The following is an 18,187-nucleotide window of genomic DNA, read 5'->3' on the forward strand; positions in this document are numbered from 1 at the left end:
CGCAGCCTATTCCGTCGGGTTAGAGTCCCGGGTGTGGCGGAGTGGCTGTGTGCGACCTGTGCCGTGGAGACGGTGCCCCGGATGACGGCGTCGGGGGAGGAGCCTCCCGAGCGCTGCCCGATCTGCGAGGACGAGCGGCAGTACGTGCCGCCGACGGGTCAGGAGTGGACGACGCTGCAGCGCTTGCAGCGCGAGGGCGAGCACATCGTGGTCGCCGAGCTCGAGCCCGATCTGTATGGGCTGCGCAGCGAGCCGAAGGTGGGCATCGGCCAGCAGGGCCTGCTGCTGCGCACCTCGGACGGCAACCTGCTCTGGGACCCGCCCGGGTACGTCGACGAAGCCGCGGCCGCGGCGGTGCAGGACCTCGGCGGGGTCGCCGTCATCGCGACCAGCCACCCGCACATGTTCGGCGCGCAGGTGACCTGGTCGCGGATGCTCGGCGACCCGCCGGTGCTCGTCAACGCGGCCGACCGCCACTGGGTGCAGCGCGACGACCCGGCCATCCAGTCGTGGACGGGAGAGGAGGAGGTGCTCCCCGGCGTCCTGCTGCGCACGGTCGGAGGGCACTTCCCCGGGAGCGCTGTCGTGCACTGGGACCGCGGCGTCGTGCTCAGCGGCGACACGGTCTTCCCCGGACCGTCGCAGCGGTGGGTGACCTTCCAGCGCAGCTTCCCCAACGACATCCCGCTGTCCGCCGCCGTCGTCCGGCGGATCGCCGACGCGGTCTGCGACCGCCCCTTCGACCGGATGTACGGCAACCTGGGCAACGTCATCCCGCGGGAGGCGCGCGACGCGGTGCTGCGCTCGGCCGACCGCTACATCGGGTGGGTCAGCGGGGCGTTCGACCACCTCACCTGACGTCGGCCGGAGCACGCCGCTCAGAGGAACGGCGCGAGCTCCAGCTCCATCGCGGGCTTCGGCTTCGCCCCGATGATGGTCTTCACCACCTCGCCGTCGCGGAACACCTTCATCACCGGGAGGGCCAGCGCCTTGTAGGCGACCGTGCTCTCCATGTTCTCGTCCGCGTTGATCTTGACGATGCGGATGCGGTCGGCGTGCTCGTCCTGCAGCTGCTGCAGGATGGGGCCCAGCGCGCGGCACGGACCGCACCATTCCGCCCAGAACTCGACGACGGTGGTGCCGGGCGCGGCGAGCACGGCCTCCGGGAAAGTGGCGTCAGTGACGCTCTCGATCGTGGTCATGCGAGCACGCTAAGCCCTGACCACAGGGGCAGGGTCAAGCGGAGACGCGCCGATCCTGTGCGAGCATGGGAGGAGGAGGTGCGCATGGAGATCCTGAGCCCGCAGCAGATCCGCGAGTCGTTCGTCAACTGCTCCCGCAGCGAAGCGGAAGAGCTTCCGCTCCCGCCCGGGTTGCACGAGGTGGACTGGGCCAGACGCGAGTACCTCGGATGGCGCGACCCGCGGCTCCCGCAGCGCGGCTACGTCGTCATCCCGACAGCGGACGGCCCCGTCGGGATCGTGCTGCGCGCGTCAGAGGCCTCCATGCGGTCTCATGCGCCATCGATGTGCGGCTGGTGCCAGGATGTGCACCTCACCAACGACGTCTGGTTCTGGTCGGCGCGCCGCGCCGGTCAGCCCGGCCGCAACGGCGACACGGTCGGCACGCTGGTCTGCGGTGCGTTCGAGTGCAGCGCCAACGTGCGGCGCACGCCGCCTCCGTCGTATGTCGGGTTCGACGCCGACCGGGTGGTCGAGGACCGCATCTCCGGCCTCGCCGACCGTGCCAGGCGGTTCGCCGCGACCGTGGTCGGCGCCCGCATCTGAAGTCGTGCCGCTGGTGGGACTCGAACCCACACGCCCTTCCGGACAAAGCATTTTGAGTGCTCCGCGTCTGCCATTCCGCCACAGCGGCGCACAACAACCCCTGAAGAATACCGTAGGCTTTCGGACGTGACTGACCAGGAATCCACCCCCACCGCACCCCGTCGCGTCGTCGTGGCGGAGGACGAATCGCTCATCCGCCTCGACATCGTCGAGATCCTGCGCGACAACGGTTTCGAGGTCGTCGGAGAGGCCGGTGACGGCGAGACGGCGGTCGCGCTCGCGACCGAGCTGCGGCCCGACCTGGTCATCATGGACGTCAAGATGCCGCAGCTCGACGGCATCTCCGCCGCGGAGCGCCTGTCCAAGGACCACATCGCGCCCGTCGTGCTGCTGACCGCGTTCAGCCAGAAGGAGCTCGTCGAGCGCGCGACCGAGGCCGGAGCGCTCGCCTACGTTGTGAAGCCGTTCACGCCGAACGACCTCCTGCCCGCCATCGAGATCGCTCTCGCCCGCTACCAGCAGATCATCGCGCTGGAGGCCGAGGTATCCGACATGGTGCAGCGCTTCGAGACCCGCAAGCTCGTCGACCGCGCCAAGGGCCTGCTCAACGAGAAGATGGGCCTCAGCGAGCCGGAGGCGTTCCGCTGGATCCAGAAGGCGTCGATGGACCGCCGCCTCACCATGCACGACGTCGCCCAGGCGATCATCGAGCAGCTCGCGCCCAAGAAGTAAGGCGCGCCGCGGTTCGTCACGAATGGTCGCCATTCGTCACGAATGGCGACCATTCGTGACGAATCCTGTCACAGGTCCTTGATCAGGTTCGTGATGCGGATCGTGGAGCAGCGGCGCCCCTGATCGTCGGTGACCGCGATCTCGTGCGTCGTCAGCGTCCGGCCCAGGTGGATGGGCGTGCACACGCCGGTGACGTAGCCGCTCGTGGCCGACCGGGTGTGCGATGCGTTGATCTCGATGCCGACTGCCAGGCGCCCTTCGCCGGCGTAGAGGTTGGCCGACATCGAGCCGAGCGACTCGCCGAGGACGACGTACGCGCCGCCGTGCAGGAGGTCAGCAGGCTGGGTGTTCCCCTCGACGGGCATGCGCGCGACGGAGCGCTCAACGCTGAACTCGATGATCTCGATGCCCATCTTCTCGGCCAGCCGGCCGAGCCCTCTCTGCTGCACGTACGCGAGCGCGTCTTCGGTCATCCTCGGCCTCTCTCGACGGGTCGTCTGGAGTGTCACCGGCCCCTTGTAGGCTTGCCTGGTGTCAGACTCCGAAAAGCCTACCCTCCTCGTGATCGACGGCCATTCGCTCGCTTTCCGGGCCTTCTACGCGCTTCCGGTGGACAGCTTCGTCAACCGCGAGGGTCAGCACACGAACGCGATCCACGGCTTCATCGCGATGTTCATCAACCTGCTCCAGCAGCAGAAGCCGACGCACATCGCGGTCGCGTTCGACATCTCCCGCTACTCGTTCCGCACGCGCGAGTACCCGGAGTACAAGGGCACGCGCGGCGAGACGCCGTCGGAGTTCGCCGGCCAGGTCCCGCTGCTCGAAGAGGCGCTCCACGCGATGAACGTCACGACCATCGCGAAGGAGGACTACGAGGCCGACGACATCCTCGCGACGCTCGCCCGCCGCGGGGTGGATGAGGGGTACCGCGTTCTCCTCGTCTCGGGCGACCGCGACACCATCCAGCTGGTCAACGACGACGTGACCCTGCTGTACCCGAATGTGCGCGGAGTCTCCGAGCTGAAGGTGTACGACCCGGCGGCCGTGCGCGAGAAGTACGGCATCGAACCGCACCAGTACCCCGAGATCGCCGCCCTGGTCGGCGAGACGAGCGACAACCTGATCGGCATCGACAAGGTCGGCGAGAAGACCGCCGTCAAGTGGGTGCAGAAGTACGGAACGGTCGCGAACATCGTCGAGCACGCCGACGAGATCACGGGCGTGGTCGGGCAGAACCTCCGCGACCAGAAGGAGAACGCGCTCCGCAACCGCCGGCTCAACCAGCTGCTCGACGACGTGGAGCTCCCCGTCGCGCTTGACGACCTGGAGCGCAAGCCGCTGAACGAGAACGCGGTGCGCGACATCTTCGCGCGGCTCCAGTTCAAGACCCTGCTCGACCGCCTGATGAAGACCGCGGCCGAAGAGGGCATGCTCGACGGCGCCGCGTCCGCCGTCGAGGTCGGCGACGCCGGCGCCGTGAGCGCCCCGGCCGTCCGCACGATGGTCGACGAGGAGCTCGCGAACTGGCTGTCCCGCGCGTCCGCCGACGGTGCGGCGGTCGCCGTCCAGCTGGAGCTCGGGCCTGCGGGCATCACGGGCTTCGGCCTGGCCGCCGCCGCCGCCGCCGACACGGTGTATGTGCCGTGGGTCGCCGGCCGGAAGGACTACGAAGCGCTCGAGCAGTGGCTCGCGAGCAGCGCGCCCAAGTACTTCTTCCACGCGAAGCCGCAGTTCAAGGCGCTCAGCCGGGCCGGTTTCGTGGTCGACGGGCTGGCGTTCGACACGCGCATCGCCTCCTGGCTCGTGAAGCCCGGTGCCGCCCCGCAGTCGCTGGCCGAGCAGGTGTACGAGGTCCTCGGCGAGACGCTCCCGGTCTCGGACCCGAACCAGCTCGTCCCGATCAACGACGCCGTGAGCCCCGCGACCGAGGCGTGGTACATCCGCCGGGTCGCCGAGGGGCAGATGATCGCCCTCGACGATGGCACGCGCGCGGTGCTCGACGACATCGAGCTGCCGCTCGTCGCCGTGCTCGCCGAGATGGAGCTCACCGGCGTCGCCATGGACTCCGAGGTGCTCGCCCGGCTCCGCGGAGAGCTCACCGACAAGGCCAACGACTACGCCGCGCAGGCGTACGCGCAGATCGGCCACGAGATCAATCTCGGCTCGCCGAAGCAGCTCCAGCAGGTGCTGTTCGAGGAGCTCGGGATGCCGAAGACGCGCGCGACGAAGACCGGCTATTCGACCGACGCCGGATCGCTCGCCGACCTGCAGGAGAAGAACCCGCATCCCTTCCTCGGCCTGCTGCTGCAGCACCGCGACGCCACCAAGCTGAAGCAGATCGTGGAGACGCTGGAGCGCTCCGTCGAGGGCGACGGCCGCATCCACACGACGTACGACCAGACCGGCACGAGCACCGGCCGTATCTCGTCGAACGACCCGAACCTGCAGAACATCCCGATCCGCACGGAGGAGGGGCGCGAGATCCGCTCGGCGTTCCGCCACGGCGATGGCTTCGAGACGCTGCTCACGGCCGACTACTCGCAGATCGAGATGCGGATCATGGCGCACCTGTCGGAAGACCCCGGTCTGATCGAGGCGTTCAACGCGGGGGAGGACCTTCACCGGTTCGTCGGCGCCCGCGTGTTCGGTGTCGACCCGTCCGAGGTCACGTCCGCCATGCGCACCAAGGTGAAGGCGATGTCCTACGGTCTGGCCTACGGCCTGAGCGCGTTCGGCCTCTCGAAGCAGCTGCGCATCGAGACCTCCGAGGCGCGCCAGCTGATGACCGACTACTTCGAGCGGTTCGGCGCGGTGCGCGACTACCTGCGCAACGTCGTGGAGCAGGCGCGTGTCGACGGTTTCACCGAGACCATCTTCGGCCGCCGTCGCCCGTTCGCCGACCTGACGTCGACCAACCGGGTGCTCCGGGAGAACGCGGAGCGGCAGGCGCTGAACGCGCCCATCCAGGGCTCGGCGGCCGACATCATGAAAGTCGCCATGCTCGGGATCGCCGGCGACATCATCGACCAGAGCCTCGAGTCTCACATGCTGCTGCAGGTGCACGACGAGCTCATCTTCGAGGTGGCTCCGGGGGAGTGGGACGCCCTGGAGGCGATCGTGCGCGCCCGCATGGCGGGCGCCGCCGACCTCCGCGTGCCGCTCGACGTGCAGGTCGGCCGCGGCTCGAACTGGGACGCCGCCGCGCACTGATCGAGTTGCGACATCATGTCGCAACTCGTCCCGAATTCGCGCATCTACTCACGACTCGGCGAGGTGCGCACTCGATCACACCGTGACCGGGCCGCCGCCTCCTCGATAGGGTCGGATCATGACCAACGATCAGAAGCGCGAACCCACTCCGGTCGACACGATCGCCGAGGAGTGGGTCGACACCCAGCTCGAGTTGTACCCGGAGTTCCACGTCTGGCTCGGCCGCCCAGGCCGCGAGGGCGAGTACGCCGATTATTCGCCGGCCGGTGCTGAGCACACCATCGGCAAAGTCAGAGAGACCCTCGCCCGCATCGAAGCGGCCGAGCCGGTCGACGACATCGACCGCGTCACGAAGATGGATCTCATGCGTGAGCTGCAGCTCACCGTCGAGAAGCACGAGGCGGGCTTCGCCCAGCGCGACCTCAACGTCATCGCGTCGCCGCCGCAGGAGCTGCGCGACATCTTCGACCTCGTGCCGACCGACACCGAAGACGACTGGGCCAACGTCGCCAAGCGCCTCCACAACCTCCCGGCCGCGATGAACGGCTACATCGAGACCCTGCGCAGCGGCATCGCAGCGGGTAACGTCCCGGCGATCCGTCAGGTGCGCGAGGTGCTCGCGCAGGCTCGGAAGCAGGTCGCCGACACGGGCTTCTTCTTCGAGTTCACCGGCGACGCGAAGCCGCTCAACGGCACGCTTCCCGGGTCGCTGAAGGGCGATCTGGCGGACGGCGCGAAGGAGGCCGCGCAGGCGTACGCCACGCTGGCCGACTTCTTCGAGAACGAGCTGGCCCCGCACGCCCCCGAGAAGGACGCCGTGGGCCGCGAGCTGTACGCGCTGGCCTCCCGGAGCTTCCTCGGCGCCACCGTCGACCTCGACGAGACGTACGAGTGGGGCATCGAGGAGCTCGCCCGCATGCGTGCGGAGCAGGAGTCGATCGCGCGCGAGATCAAGCCGGGAGCGACCGTCCTCGAGGCGATCGAGTTCCTCGACGGCGACGCGAGCCGCAAGCTGCACGGCACCGATGCGCTGCAGCGCTGGATGCAGGAGACCAGCGACCGCGCGATCGAAGAGCTCGGGAAGTCGCACTTCGACATCCCCGCCGAGATCCGCCGCCTCGAGTGCATGATCGCGCCGACGCAGGAAGGCGGCATCTACTACACCGGACCGAGCGACGACTTCTCGCGAGCGGGCCGGATGTGGTGGAGCGTCCCCGAGGGCGTGACCGAATTCGACACCTGGCGCGAGCTGACGACCGTGTACCACGAGGGCGTCCCCGGCCACCACCTGCAGATCGCGCAGGCGACCTACAACAAGGCACAGCTCAACTCGTGGCGCCGCATCGCAGGCACGTCCGGGCACGCCGAGGGCTGGGCGCTCTATGCCGAGCGGCTGATGGAGCAGCTGGGCTACCTCGACGACCCGGCCGACCGGCTCGGGATGCTCGACGGGCAGCGCATGCGCGCGGCGCGCGTCGTGCTCGACATCGGCGTGCACCTCGAGAAGCCGCTGCCGGACGGCTCGCGGGCGTGGACGGGAGAGGACGCGTTCCCGTTCCTCCGCGAGAACGTCAACATGAACGACGGCTTCGTCCGCTTCGAGGTCAACCGCTACCTGGGCTGGCCCGGGCAGGCGCCGTCGTACAAGATCGGCCAGCGCATCTGGGAGCAGCTGCGCGACGAGTACGCCCGCCGCGAGGGCGCGTCGTTCGACATCAAGGCGTTCCACAAGAAGGCCCTCGACATCGGCGGCGTCGGCCTCGACACGCTGAAGGCGGCGCTGCTCGACTGAGCGGCGCACCCTCTTCTCGGTGACCTCCCCGTACCGCGCCGCGCTGGGCGCGGCGTTCGACGAGCTGCATCCGCGACTGCGGGCGTACTTCGACGCCATCCCGGCCGGCGCGGTCGGCCGGGGGACGGGCGTGTTCGAGACGGTCGGAACGCCGCGGCGGTGGCTGTGGCCGGTGCTCGCCGTGTTCGCTCGATCGCACGTCATGTTCCCGGTCTGGGAGCGCGAGGTGCCATTCACCGTCGAGAACCGCTCCGTCGGCGCACCGTTCGGGCAGCCCGCGGTCGCGGCGGCGCGCACGTTCCTGCTGCGCTCCGGCCACGCGACCATGTCGGACGTGATCCGCGTCGACGGTGGCGCGATCGTCGACCGCCTCGGCGATCCGGTCCGGGCGGAGGCGCGCTTCGCGGCGACGGTGAGGGACGGCGGTCTGCGGCTGCGCTCGACCGCCGTGTGGCTCGTCGTCCGCGGCCGGCGGGTGCGCATCCCGGATCCGCTCGCCCCGGTCGTCGCGCTGACCGAGCAGTGGGACGACCAGCACGAGCAGCAACGGGTGTCCATCGTCGTCCGCGCGCCGCTGATCGGCAGGATCTACCAGTACCGGGGGCGGTTCCGGTACAGCATCGAGCGGGCAGCCGCGACGCGGGAACACAGCGCGACACAGGAACACAGACGGGCACGCACACAATCGGGGGAGTCATCGGAGTGAAAGAGCGCATCGTCATCGCGGGGGCGTCCGGTTTCGTCGGGCGCTACCTGGAGGAGCACTACCGTTCTGCGGGAGCCGAGGTGGTCCTCATCGGCCGCTCCGGCCCCGACGTGCGGTGGGACGACGCGGCGGGTCTGCGCGCGGCGGTCTCCGGCGCCGCCGCGGTGATCAACCTCGCCGGGAAGAGCGTCAACTGCCGCTACGGCGATGCCAATCGTGCGGAGATCTTCCGGTCGCGGCTCGCCACGACCCGCGCCGTGCGGGAGGCGATCGCGCAGAGCGACGCGCCGCCGCCGGTCTGGTTCAACGCCTCCACCGCGACCATCTACCGTCACGCCGAGGACCGCCCGATGACCGAGTCGACGGGGGAGCTCGGGACGGGCTTCTCGGTCGAGGTCGCGAAGGCCTGGGAGCGCGAGCTGTTCGAGGGGGATCTCCCCGGAACCCGACGCGTCGCCCTGCGGATGGCGATCGTGCTCGGCGACGGCAGCGCGCTCACGCCGCTGGTCAATCTGACCCGGTTCGGGCTGGGCGGTCCCCAGATCGACGGGCCGTGGTTCGCCACGACCGCGCGCCGCAATGCCGGGACGTTCCACGAGTTCCGGGCGCGTGGCGGCCGCCAGCGCTTCAGCTGGGTCCACATCGCCGACGTGCTCGGGGCGATCGAGTTCCTGCGCGGGCGGTCCGACCTCGACGGACCGGTCAACATCTCCGCGCCGAACCCGACGGACAACCGCACGCTGATGGCCGAGCTGCGCCGCCTGCTCGGCCGTCCGATCGGGCTGCCGGCCCACCGGTGGATGCTCGAACTCGGCTCCATCGCGATCCGGACGGAGACCGAGCTGGTGCTGAAAAGCCGCTGGGTCGTGCCCGAACGCCTGCTCGACGCGGGTTACACCTTCGCCTACCCGGACCTCGCGCCGGCGCTCCGCGACATCCTCTCCGACCGCGGCTTGCTGCACGCGTCCGCAGCCCGGTAGACTAGAACGTCACTTGTGTGACATCCCTATCCGCCTGCCGTTCGCGGAAACACATCAGAAGAACACCGCGACGGCCTGATTCCTGTCCATTACGGAGCACCCACTACATGACAACCGCAACGACCGACAAGGCACCCAAGCAGGTCGCCGTCAACGACATCGGATCTGCTGAGGACTTTCTTGCCGCGGTCGAAAAGACGCTGAAGTTCTTCAACGACGGAGACCTCATCGAAGGCACCGTCGTCAAGATCGACCGCGACGAGGTCCTCCTCGACGTCGGTTACAAGACGGAGGGCGTCATCCCCTCCCGTGAGCTTTCCATCAAGCACGACGTCGACCCCAGCGAGGTCGTCGAGGTCGGCGACACCGTCGAGGCACTCGTTCTCCAGAAGGAGGACAAGGAGGGTCGCCTCATCCTGTCCAAGAAGCGTGCGCAGTACGAGCGCGCCTGGGGCGATGTGGAGAAGATCAAGGAGGCCGACGGTGTCGTCACCGGTACGGTCATCGAGGTCGTCAAGGGCGGCCTGATCGTCGACATCGGCCTGCGCGGCTTCCTGCCGGCGTCGCTCATCGAGCTGCGCCGCGTCCGCGACCTCACCCCGTACCTGGGTCAGGAGATCGAGGCCAAGATCCTCGAGCTCGACAAGAACCGCAACAACGTGGTGCTCTCGCGCCGCGCGCTGCTGGAGCAGACCCAGTCGGAGTCCCGCACCACGTTCCTCAACAACCTGCACAAGGGCCAGGTCCGCAAGGGCGTCGTCTCGTCGATCGTCAACTTCGGTGCGTTCGTCGACCTCGGCGGCGTCGACGGTCTCGTCCACGTGTCGGAGCTCTCCTGGAAGCACATCGAGCACGCCTCCGAGGTCGTCGAGGTGGGCCAGGAGGTCACCGTCGAGATCCTCGAGGTCGACCTGGACCGCGAGCGCGTCTCGCTGTCGCTCAAGGCGACGCAGGAGGACCCGTGGCAGGTCTTCGCCCGCACCCACGCGATCGGTCAGGTCGCACCGGGTAAGGTCACCAAGCTGGTTCCGTTCGGTGCGTTCGTCCGCGTCGCGGACGGCATCGAGGGCCTCGTGCACATCTCGGAGCTGTCCGGCAAGCACGTCGAGCTGGCCGAGCAGGTCGTCTCGGTGGGCGACGAGGTGTTCGTCAAGGTCATCGACATCGACCTGGAGCGCCGCCGCATCTCGCTGAGCCTCAAGCAGGCCAACGAGGGCGTCGACCCCGAGGGCACCGAGTTCGACCCGGCCCTCTACGGCATGGTCACCGAGTACGACGACCAGGGCAACTACAAGTACCCGGAGGGCTTCGACCCGGAGACCAACGAGTGGAAGGAAGGCTTCGAGTCGCAGCGCGACGAGTGGGAGCAGCAGTACGCTGCCGCCCAGGCTCGTTGGGAGGCGCACAAGCGCCAGGTTGCGAAGGGCCTCGAGGAGGCTGCCGCCGACAGCGGCACGTCGACCTACACCTCCGACTCGGGCACCGGCGGAACCCTCGCCGACGACGAGTCGCTCGCGGCTCTGCGCGAGAAGCTCAGCTCCAACAACTGAGCATCCTCTGACGAGCGGCCGGTCCTTCGGGGCCGGCCGCTTCGTCGTTTCCGGTGATCCGGATGCATGACGCGCGCATGCGGTCGCCCTGCGTCGGCCTGGCTAGGCTGGGCACGTGCAGCTGATCGGACTCACGGGCGGGATCGCGTCCGGAAAATCGACCATCGCCTCCCGTCTCGCGTCGCACGGCGCCGTCGTGGTGGACGCCGACCGCATCGCCCGCGAGGTGGTCGAGCCGGGCACCCCGGCTCTGGCGGAGATCGCGCGCCGGTTCGGCGACGGGGTGATCGACGCCGACGGCCGTCTCGACCGCCCGGCGCTCGGCGCGATCGTCTTCGGCGACCCGGAGGCCCTCGCGGCCCTCAACGGCATCACGCACCCGGCCGTGCTGAAGGAGTCGACCGCACGGTTCCGGGCGGCCGCCGAGCGCGACCCGGACGCGATCGTGGTCTACGACGTCCCGCTGCTGGTGGAGTCGGCCAACGCGTACCCCTTCGACCGTGTCGTCGTCGCCCATGCCGACGAGCAGACGCGCGTCGACCGGCTCGTCCGGCTCCGCGGGATGGATCGCGCCGAGGCCGAGCGCCGCATCCGCTCGCAGGCCTCCGACGCCGAGCGCCTCGCCGTCGCCGACGTCGTGATCGACACCGGCGGGACGCTGGAGCACACCATCGAGCAGGTCGACGCGCTCTGGGACGAGCTGCGCCGGCCGGCGGGCTGACGCCGTTCCGCTGTGAGCGAGAGCGGGCCGCAGTGTCGGTGGTCCTTCCTAGACTGGGGACATGCTTCCCACGCGCTCCGTCCGTCCCTTCGAGGTCGTCAGCGAATACACACCGAGCGGCGACCAGCCGCAGGCGATCGCCGAGTTGTCGGCCCGCATCAACGCGGGTGAGACCGATGTGGTGCTGCTGGGCGCGACGGGTACCGGAAAGTCGGCGACCACAGCGTGGCTCATCGAGCAGGTGCAGCGCCCGACGCTGGTCCTCGCGCACAACAAGACGCTGGCGGCTCAGCTCGCCAACGAGTTCCGCGAGCTCCTGCCCAACAACGCCGTCGAGTACTTCGTCTCGTACTACGACTATTACCAGCCCGAGGCGTACGTGCCGCAGACGGACACCTTCATCGAGAAGGACTCGTCGATCAACGCCGAGGTCGAGCGGCTGCGGCACTCCACCACCAACTCGCTGCTGAGCCGGCGCGACGTGGTCGTGGTGTCGACGGTCTCGTGCATCTACGGCCTCGGTGCGGCGGAGGAGTATCTGGAGGCGATGGTCGCGCTGCAGGTGGGGCAGAACGTCGGCCGCGACGCCCTGATCCGCCGGTTCGTGAACATGCAGTACGAGCGCAACGACGTCGACTTCTCGCGCGGCAAGTTCCGCGTGCGCGGCGACACGATCGAGATCATCCCGGTCTACGAAGAGAACGCGATCCGCATCGAGCTGTTCGGCGACGAGATCGAAGCGCTCTACTCGCTGCACCCGTTGACCGGCAACGTGATCACGAAGATGGATGCGGTGTCCGTGTTCCCCGCGACGCACTACGCCGCGAGCCCGGCCACGATGCAGCGCGCGATCGGCACCATCCAGGAGGAGCTGCACGAGCGGCTGCAGGAGCTGGAGCGCGAGGGCAAGCTGCTCGAGGCACAGCGCCTGCGGATGCGCACCCAGTTCGACCTCGAGATGATGGAGCAGATCGGCTTCTGCTCGGGGATCGAGAACTACTCGCGCCACATCGACGGCCGCGCACCGGGCGAAGCCCCGCACTGCCTGCTCGACTACTTCCCGGACGACTTCCTCGTCGTAATCGACGAGTCGCACGTCACGGTTCCGCAGATCGGCGCCATGTACGAGGGCGACGCGTCCCGCAAGCGCACGCTGGTCGAGCACGGGTTCCGGCTGCCGAGCGCGCTCGACAACCGCCCGCTGAAGTGGAACGAGTTCAAGGACAGGGTCGGGCAGACCGTGTACCTCTCCGCGACGCCCGGCAAGTACGAGCTCGGCATCGCCGACGGCGTGGTCGAGCAGATCATCCGCCCCACCGGCCTCATCGATCCCGAGATCGTGGTCAAGCCGACGAAGGGCCAGATCGACGATCTGCTGGAGGAGATCCGCCTGCGGGTGGAGCGCGACGAGCGCGTGCTGGTCACGACGCTGACCAAGAAGATGGCGGAGGAGCTGACGGACTTCCTGGCCGAGGCCGGGGTCAGAGTGCGATACCTGCACTCGGATGTCGACACGCTGCGCCGGGTGGAGTTGCTGACCGAGCTCCGCGCGGGCGTGTACGACGTGCTGGTCGGCATCAACCTGCTGCGCGAAGGCCTCGACCTTCCGGAGGTGTCGCTCGTCGCCATCCTCGACGCCGACAAGGAGGGCTTCCTGCGATCCTCGACGTCGCTGGTGCAGACGATCGGGCGTGCGGCCCGCAACGTGTCCGGCCAGGTGCACATGTACGCGGACGTGCTCACCGACTCCATGAAGAGCGCGATCGAGGAGACCGACCGGCGGCGCGAGAAGCAGATCGAGTACAACCGGGTCAACGGCATCGATCCGACGCCGCTGCGCAAGCGGATCGCCGACATCACCGACGTGCTGGCGCGCGAGGAGGCGGACACCGCCCGGATGCTCGCCGGCCGGGAGCAGAAGCGCAAGAGCCCGACGCCGAATCTCCGCAACGGCGGCATCGCGGCACAGGGAGCGGCGGAGCTCGAGGGCCTGATCGCCGACCTCAACCAGCAGATGCTGGCCGCGGCGGGCGAGCTGAAGTTCGAGCTGGCCGCACGCCTGCGCGACGAGCTCTCCGATCTGAAGCGCGACCTGCGGCAGATGGAGAAGGCCGGGCACCTGGGCTGACCGGCGCCCGGCCGCACGGCCGGAAGGCGCGGTCAGGAGGCGCCGTCGGTCGTCCGTGCGGGTTACGGTGGCAGGGTGACCACGAAGACGGGCGGACGGCGGCGGTGGACGCTCGCCGTGGGCGTCGTGCTCGCGGCGGTCGTGCTCGTGGCGGTGGCGTTCCAGGGTGCGCCCCGGTTCAGCGGCCCGCGGATGTTCCTGCCGCCCGCGCCCGTCCGCTCCCAGGCTCCCGCACCCCAGCAGTCGGGCAGTCCGGAGCCGCGCGGCGTGCCGCACGAGGTCCGGATCGACCTGTCCTGGCTGCTGGTCGCGCTGGTGATCCTCGCCGTCGTGATCGGCCTGGCCCTGCTGTGGCGCCTCCGGCGACGAGCGGCACCGCCGCTCGAGCTGCCGCCGCTCGAGACGGTCGGGGTGGCCGAGACGTCCGAGACGCACGCGGACCAGGGCCCGGAGCCGGAGCCCGAGCAGGTGCGCCGCGGGCTGGAGCGAGCCGCCGAGGTGCTCGCCGAGCCGCGCGAGCCGCGTGACGCGATCGAGGCCGCCTGGGTGGGGCTGGAGGAGGGCGCAGCCGACTCGGGCGTCCGCCGCCTCCCCGCCGAGACGCCCGCGGAGTTCGCCGCCCGCGTCGTCGCGCGCGTCGCGGCCGACCGCGACGCGGCGTCCCGGTTCCTCGCCCTGTACCTCCGAGCACGGTTCAGCAGCGCACCGGTGACCGCCGCCGATGTCGCAGCCGCCCGCGCGGCGGTCGAGGCGCTGCGCGCGTCCTGGAGCGTCGGCTCCGCCGCCGGGTCGCGCGCTCGGGACGGCGGCCGCGGATGAACGCGCGCGTGTCGGGCCGCGCCGAGCGCGCCGCACAGCGCCGGGACGACCGGCCGGCGCCCGTGCCGCGCGGGAGGCGGTTGCCGCCGCGGATGCTGCGCCGTCTCATCCTCAGTGCGCTGCTGGGTCTCGCGATCGGCCTGACGGCGTGGTCGCTGGGGATGGACGAGGCCCACGCCGCCGGCCTCGGCGTCGCCGCTTTCGCCTTCTCGGCCTGTCTCTCGGCCCTGGGCGAAGCCGCGGACCTGACCTGGGAGCAGTCGGCGCCGCCACCCCGGCCGGGATCGCGGCGCGACATCGTCGCCCTCGGCTGGTCGTTCGGCTCCCGCGGAGGACGCGCATCGCCCGAGGGCCTGCGCGCGCTGCGGGCGGTCGCCGAACGTGCGCTCAGCCTGCGCGGACTCGACCTGGAGGATCGGGCGGCGGATGCGCAGATCGAGGCGCTCCTCGGCGCGGACGTGCTCGCCCTCCTCCGTCGGGGCTCGGCGGTCACCTCGCCTCGGACCGCTCAGATCGCCGCCGTCCTGGACCGGCTCGAACGCCTGGTCTCCGCCACCCGCTCGTCCACCGCCGGCTCGTCCACCGCCGGCCTGTCCACCGCCCGCTCGTCCACCGCCCACTCGCTCGAGGAGCCGCCCCGTGCCCGCTGATCACAACGCCGCATCCACGCCGTCTGCCTTCACGACGTCCGCACCCACCCCGCCTCCGGCCCCGCTGCCCGTGGCCGAGGTCGCACGGCTGGGCGCAGACGTCCTGGAGCGGGTCGGCAGCGTCGTGGTCGGGATGCGCGGCCCGCTGCGGATCGCGTTCGCCACGATCCTCGCGGGCGGCCACGTGCTGTTCGAGGACGTCCCCGGCCTCGGCAAGACCCTCGCCGCGCGGAGCATCGCCGCGGCCGTCGGGCTGGACTTCCGCCGGCTGCAGTGCACGCCGGACCTGCTGCCGTCCGACATCACCGGGTCGTTCGTCTACGTTCCGAGCAGCGGCGACTTCGAGTTCCGTCCCGGTCCCGTCTTCACCGGGCTGTTCCTCGCCGACGAGATCAACCGCACGTCGCCGAAGACGCAGTCGGCTCTGCTGGAGGCGATGGCCGAGGGGCAGGTCTCGGTCGAGGGCCGCAGCTTCCCGCTCCCGACGCCCTTCCACGTCGTCGCGACGGCGAATCCGATCGAGTCGGAGGGCACCTACGCACTACCCGAGGCGCAGCTCGACCGGTTCATGGTGCGTCTCGCCGTCGGCTACCCGGACGAGGCGGGCGAGTCGCGCGTCCTGCTGTCCCGCGTGGCCCGGCGGCACGAGGTCGCAACGGTCGAGGCCGTGATCGACTCCGCGACGCTCGCGGCGATGCAGGCGGGGGTGGAGTCGGTGGACGTGGATGCGGACATCGCCGCGTACTGCGTCCGCCTCGCCGCGGCCACCCGCAGGCACCGGTCCGTCGAAGTGGGCGCGTCGCCGCGCGGGTCGCAGGGGCTCCTCCTCGTCGCGCGGGCCCTGGCCGTCCTCGACGGGCGCGACTTCGTCATCCCCGACGACGTCAAGGCCGTCGCCGTCCCGGTGCTCGCCCACCGGCTCACCCTGACCGTGCAGGCGTGGACGGGCGGCGTGCGGGCGGAGCAGGTCGTCGCCGAGGTGGTCAACACCGTGCCGGGGCCTCCGGCCGTCGGCACGGCCGTGCGCGGAGGCGCGGACGCGTCCGAGCCGGCGCAGGACGGCAGCGTGCGGTGATCGAGCGCGCCGCCACGACGACGCGGGCCCGGTGGATGCCGAGCCCGGCTGTCGCCGGCGCCATCGTGGTCGGAGTGGTGGGTGTCGCCGCCGCCTTCGTGATGTCGCGGTTCGAGCCGGCGCTTGTCGGCATCCCACTGCTGCTCTGCGCGGCCTGGGACTGGGACCGCAGGCCGGCGGCGGTCGAGACCCCCGGACGGCCCGAGACCACGGAGGGTGCGGCTCCCGCGCCGACGGAGGCACGGGACGACGCCGTGGACATCACCACCGCGGTGACGACGCACGCAGGCGGTGACGGCGATGCAGCCGGGCGCGTCGGTGGCACGGCCATCGACATCCTCGTCGCCGCCTCCGCGACGCAGCGCCCGGACGCCCTGCACCTGCGGCTGGGCCTCGGCGGCGCCGCGCCCGTGGATGCGGTGGTCACTCCGCGGGCCGCCGCCGAGCTGCGGAGCGCGGTCCCGATCGTCCACTCCGGGCCGCAGCGCGTCGCGGCGGTGGAGGTGCGGGCCATCGGAGCGGATGCGGCCTGGGTGAGCCTCCCCTCCGACGAGGCCGGGGTCGAGCGGGTGGTGCGCCCGCGGCGCGCGCCGCTGCGCAGCCTGCCGCTGCCCGCGCGGCTGCTCGGGCTGACCGGCCAGCACATCTCCACCCGCCCCGGGGACGGGGGCGAGTTCCGCGACATCGACCTGTTCCATCCCGGCGACCGTCTGCGGCGCATCGACTGGAAGGCGACGGCGCGTGCCGGGCGCGGTGCCGACCTGTACGTCCGGCGCACGACGGCGACCTCCGACGCGGCCGTGCACCTGGTGCTGGACGCGCGCGACGACGTCAGCGCCGTCGTCGCCGACTGGCCGCGTGCCTACCCCCGGCCGTCCGTGTCGTCGCTCGATCTCGCCCGGGAGGCCGCCTCCTCGCTCGCCGCCGCATACGCCGGTGCGGCGGACCGGGTCGGCTTCGACGACCTGGGGGAGCCGCGACGCGTCCTCCCTCCGCGGCCCGGGGCGCGCCACAGGGAGCGTGTGCTGCGTGCGATCGAGGCGACCGCGGCGAACGGGGCGCCGTTCACGCGGGTCCGTTCCCCGCGGCTGGCGCCAGGGTCGATCGTGTTCGTGCTGTCGACCTTCCTCGACGACCAGCCCGTCGCGCTCGCCCTCACCTGGCGCGCCGCCGGGCACCGGGTGATCGCCGTCGACGTGCTTCCCGCGCGGGATGGGCGGGAACTGCCTGCGCGCGACCGTCTGGCCCTGCGCGCCATCGAGCTGGAGCGCGCTCTGCGGCTCGAACAGCTGCAGGCGGGCGGCGTCGAGCTGCTCGTCTGGCAGGATCCGGCGCTGCGCGAGGCGGCCCTGCGCGCGCTGGCCTCCGGGCCGGGGCGCGTCTCGGGGCGGGGGAGACGGTGAGCCGCGACGGCGGTCGGCTGCCGGCCGGCTCCACCACAGCGGAGGAGCCGTCGGCCCCGGCTCCGGTGCTCGGACTGTTCACGGTCCCCGCCTGGTCGGTGCGCGCGCTGTTCGCCGCGATCGCGCTGCCCCTCGTGCTGGTGGGTGTGCCCGAGGGCCCGTGGACGGTCATCGCGGCCGTCCTCGTCGGCGTCTCGGTGTGGCGACCGCGCTGGCTCACCGCGTGGGTGCTGATCGGCGCGCTGCTGCTGTCATCCCTGGCGGGGCCCGGCACGCTGACGCCCCGGCTGCTCGCCGTGATCGCCGGAGCGCACGCCATGCATCTGCTGGCCGGGTGGATGCTCGCGCTGCCCGCCGCGGCGCGCCTGCAGCCGACGGTGCTGCTTCCCTCGCTCCGCCGGTTCGCCATCGTCCAGGCGCCGGTCCAGCTCGCCACGGTCGTGCTGCTCCTTCTCCGCGGCGGTGCGGGCGGTGGAGCCGCCGGCCCGGACGTCCCGATCCTCGCGGTCGTCTCCGGGCTCGCTCTCGCGGCGCTCGTCGGACTCCTGCTCCCCGCGCTCCTCCGGCGCGCACCGCGCTGAGCGACGGCCCGCGACCGTCGCATCCGCCGTGGAGGGTTGGAATGTCGGTGGTC

At 70.8% G+C, this 18,187-nt stretch carries 17 protein-coding genes and 1 tRNA gene; 15 read left to right on the forward strand and 3 right to left on the reverse strand.

What is annotated here, in order from left to right; all coding sequences use genetic code 11:
* Positions 1-81 precede the first annotated feature (81 nt).
* Positions 82-858 (forward strand): hydrolase, encoded by a 777-nt coding sequence (locus BLW09_RS07565; RefSeq protein ID WP_089910601.1) that lies wholly within the window; start codon positions 82-84, stop codon positions 856-858.
* 20 nt (positions 859-878) lie between these two features.
* Here the strand turns inward: BLW09_RS07565 and BLW09_RS07570 are convergent, their stop codons facing one another.
* Positions 879-1,202, reverse strand: a complete 324-nt coding sequence (locus tag BLW09_RS07570) for a thioredoxin family protein (RefSeq protein WP_089910604.1) — start codon at positions 1,200-1,202, stop codon at positions 879-881.
* 84 nt (positions 1,203-1,286) lie between these two features.
* On the opposite strand from BLW09_RS07570, the gene BLW09_RS07575 reads away from it, so the two are divergent.
* Positions 1,287-1,787 (forward strand): FBP domain-containing protein, encoded by a 501-nt coding sequence (locus BLW09_RS07575; protein WP_089910608.1) that lies wholly within the window; start codon positions 1,287-1,289, stop codon positions 1,785-1,787.
* A gap of 5 nt (positions 1,788-1,792) precedes the next feature.
* On the opposite strand, the gene BLW09_RS07580 is transcribed toward BLW09_RS07575, so the two are convergent.
* A tRNA-Leu gene (locus BLW09_RS07580) sits at positions 1,793-1,875 on the reverse strand.
* A gap of 38 nt (positions 1,876-1,913) precedes the next feature.
* Between BLW09_RS07580 and BLW09_RS07585 the strand changes: the two genes are divergently transcribed.
* Entirely contained in the window at positions 1,914-2,519 is a 606-nt protein-coding gene (locus tag BLW09_RS07585; RefSeq protein WP_089910612.1) for an ANTAR domain-containing response regulator, read from the forward strand.
* 68 nt (positions 2,520-2,587) lie between these two features.
* On the opposite strand, the gene BLW09_RS07590 is transcribed toward BLW09_RS07585, so the two are convergent.
* The gene (locus BLW09_RS07590) at positions 2,588-2,992 is read right to left on the reverse strand and encodes a hotdog fold thioesterase (protein ID WP_089876069.1); all 405 of its coding nucleotides are present in this window, start codon (positions 2,990-2,992) and stop codon (positions 2,588-2,590) included.
* Between the two features lie 58 nt (positions 2,993-3,050).
* On the opposite strand from BLW09_RS07590, the gene polA reads away from it, so the two are divergent.
* The 12 genes from polA to BLW09_RS07650 all read left to right on the forward strand — a co-directional run bounded on the left by polA (position 3,051) and on the right by BLW09_RS07650 (position 18,134).
* On the forward strand, positions 3,051-5,729 hold the full coding sequence (gene polA / locus BLW09_RS07595) for a DNA polymerase I (RefSeq protein WP_089910617.1): 2,679 nt from the start codon (positions 3,051-3,053) through the stop codon (positions 5,727-5,729).
* Positions 5,730-5,847: 118 nt separating this feature from the next.
* Positions 5,848-7,521 carry a DUF885 domain-containing protein gene (locus BLW09_RS07600; RefSeq protein WP_089910620.1) on the forward strand — a complete coding sequence of 558 codons (1,674 nt, stop codon included), beginning with the start codon at positions 5,848-5,850 and terminating at the stop codon, positions 7,519-7,521.
* A 19-nt stretch (positions 7,522-7,540) separates the two neighbouring features.
* Positions 7,541-8,227, forward strand: a complete 687-nt coding sequence (locus tag BLW09_RS07605) for a DUF4166 domain-containing protein (protein WP_089910623.1) — start codon at positions 7,541-7,543, stop codon at positions 8,225-8,227.
* The gene (locus BLW09_RS07610) at positions 8,224-9,207 is read left to right on the forward strand and encodes an epimerase (protein WP_089910626.1); all 984 of its coding nucleotides are present in this window, start codon (positions 8,224-8,226) and stop codon (positions 9,205-9,207) included. Before BLW09_RS07605 ends, BLW09_RS07610 begins: the two co-directional genes overlap by 4 nt.
* Positions 9,208-9,314: 107 nt before the next feature.
* Positions 9,315-10,757: a 30S ribosomal protein S1 gene (gene rpsA, locus BLW09_RS07615; protein WP_089910628.1), complete on the forward strand. Its 1,443-nt coding sequence runs from the start codon at positions 9,315-9,317 to the stop codon at positions 10,755-10,757.
* A gap of 115 nt (positions 10,758-10,872) precedes the next feature.
* Positions 10,873-11,478, forward strand: a complete 606-nt coding sequence (coaE, locus tag BLW09_RS07620; protein WP_089910632.1) for a dephospho-CoA kinase — start codon at positions 10,873-10,875, stop codon at positions 11,476-11,478.
* 61 nt (positions 11,479-11,539) lie between these two features.
* Positions 11,540-13,606, forward strand: coding sequence for an excinuclease ABC subunit UvrB (gene uvrB, locus BLW09_RS07625; protein ID WP_089910635.1), 2,067 nt, complete (start codon positions 11,540-11,542; stop codon positions 13,604-13,606).
* A gap of 75 nt (positions 13,607-13,681) precedes the next feature.
* Positions 13,682-14,425, forward strand: a complete 744-nt coding sequence (locus tag BLW09_RS07630) for a DUF4129 domain-containing protein (RefSeq protein ID WP_231947124.1) — start codon at positions 13,682-13,684, stop codon at positions 14,423-14,425.
* The gene (locus tag BLW09_RS07635; RefSeq protein ID WP_231947126.1) at positions 14,422-15,075 is read left to right on the forward strand and encodes a hypothetical protein; all 654 of its coding nucleotides are present in this window, start codon (positions 14,422-14,424) and stop codon (positions 15,073-15,075) included. The genes BLW09_RS07630 and BLW09_RS07635 overlap by 4 nt, the downstream gene beginning before the upstream one ends.
* Positions 15,065-16,150, forward strand: coding sequence for an AAA family ATPase (locus BLW09_RS07640; protein WP_231947128.1), 1,086 nt, complete (start codon positions 15,065-15,067; stop codon positions 16,148-16,150). Before BLW09_RS07635 ends, BLW09_RS07640 begins: the two co-directional genes overlap by 11 nt.
* Entirely contained in the window at positions 16,147-17,553 is a 1,407-nt protein-coding gene (locus tag BLW09_RS07645; RefSeq protein WP_089910640.1) for a DUF58 domain-containing protein, read from the forward strand. The genes BLW09_RS07640 and BLW09_RS07645 overlap by 4 nt, the downstream gene beginning before the upstream one ends.
* Entirely contained in the window at positions 17,550-18,134 is a 585-nt protein-coding gene (locus BLW09_RS07650; RefSeq protein ID WP_231947130.1) for a hypothetical protein, read from the forward strand. The genes BLW09_RS07645 and BLW09_RS07650 overlap by 4 nt, the downstream gene beginning before the upstream one ends.
* Positions 18,135-18,187: the final 53 nt, after the last annotated feature.

Source organism: Leifsonia sp. 21MFCrub1.1 (assembly GCF_900107895.1).
Classification (GTDB): Bacteria; Actinomycetota; Actinomycetes; order Actinomycetales; family Microbacteriaceae; genus Leifsonia; species Leifsonia soli.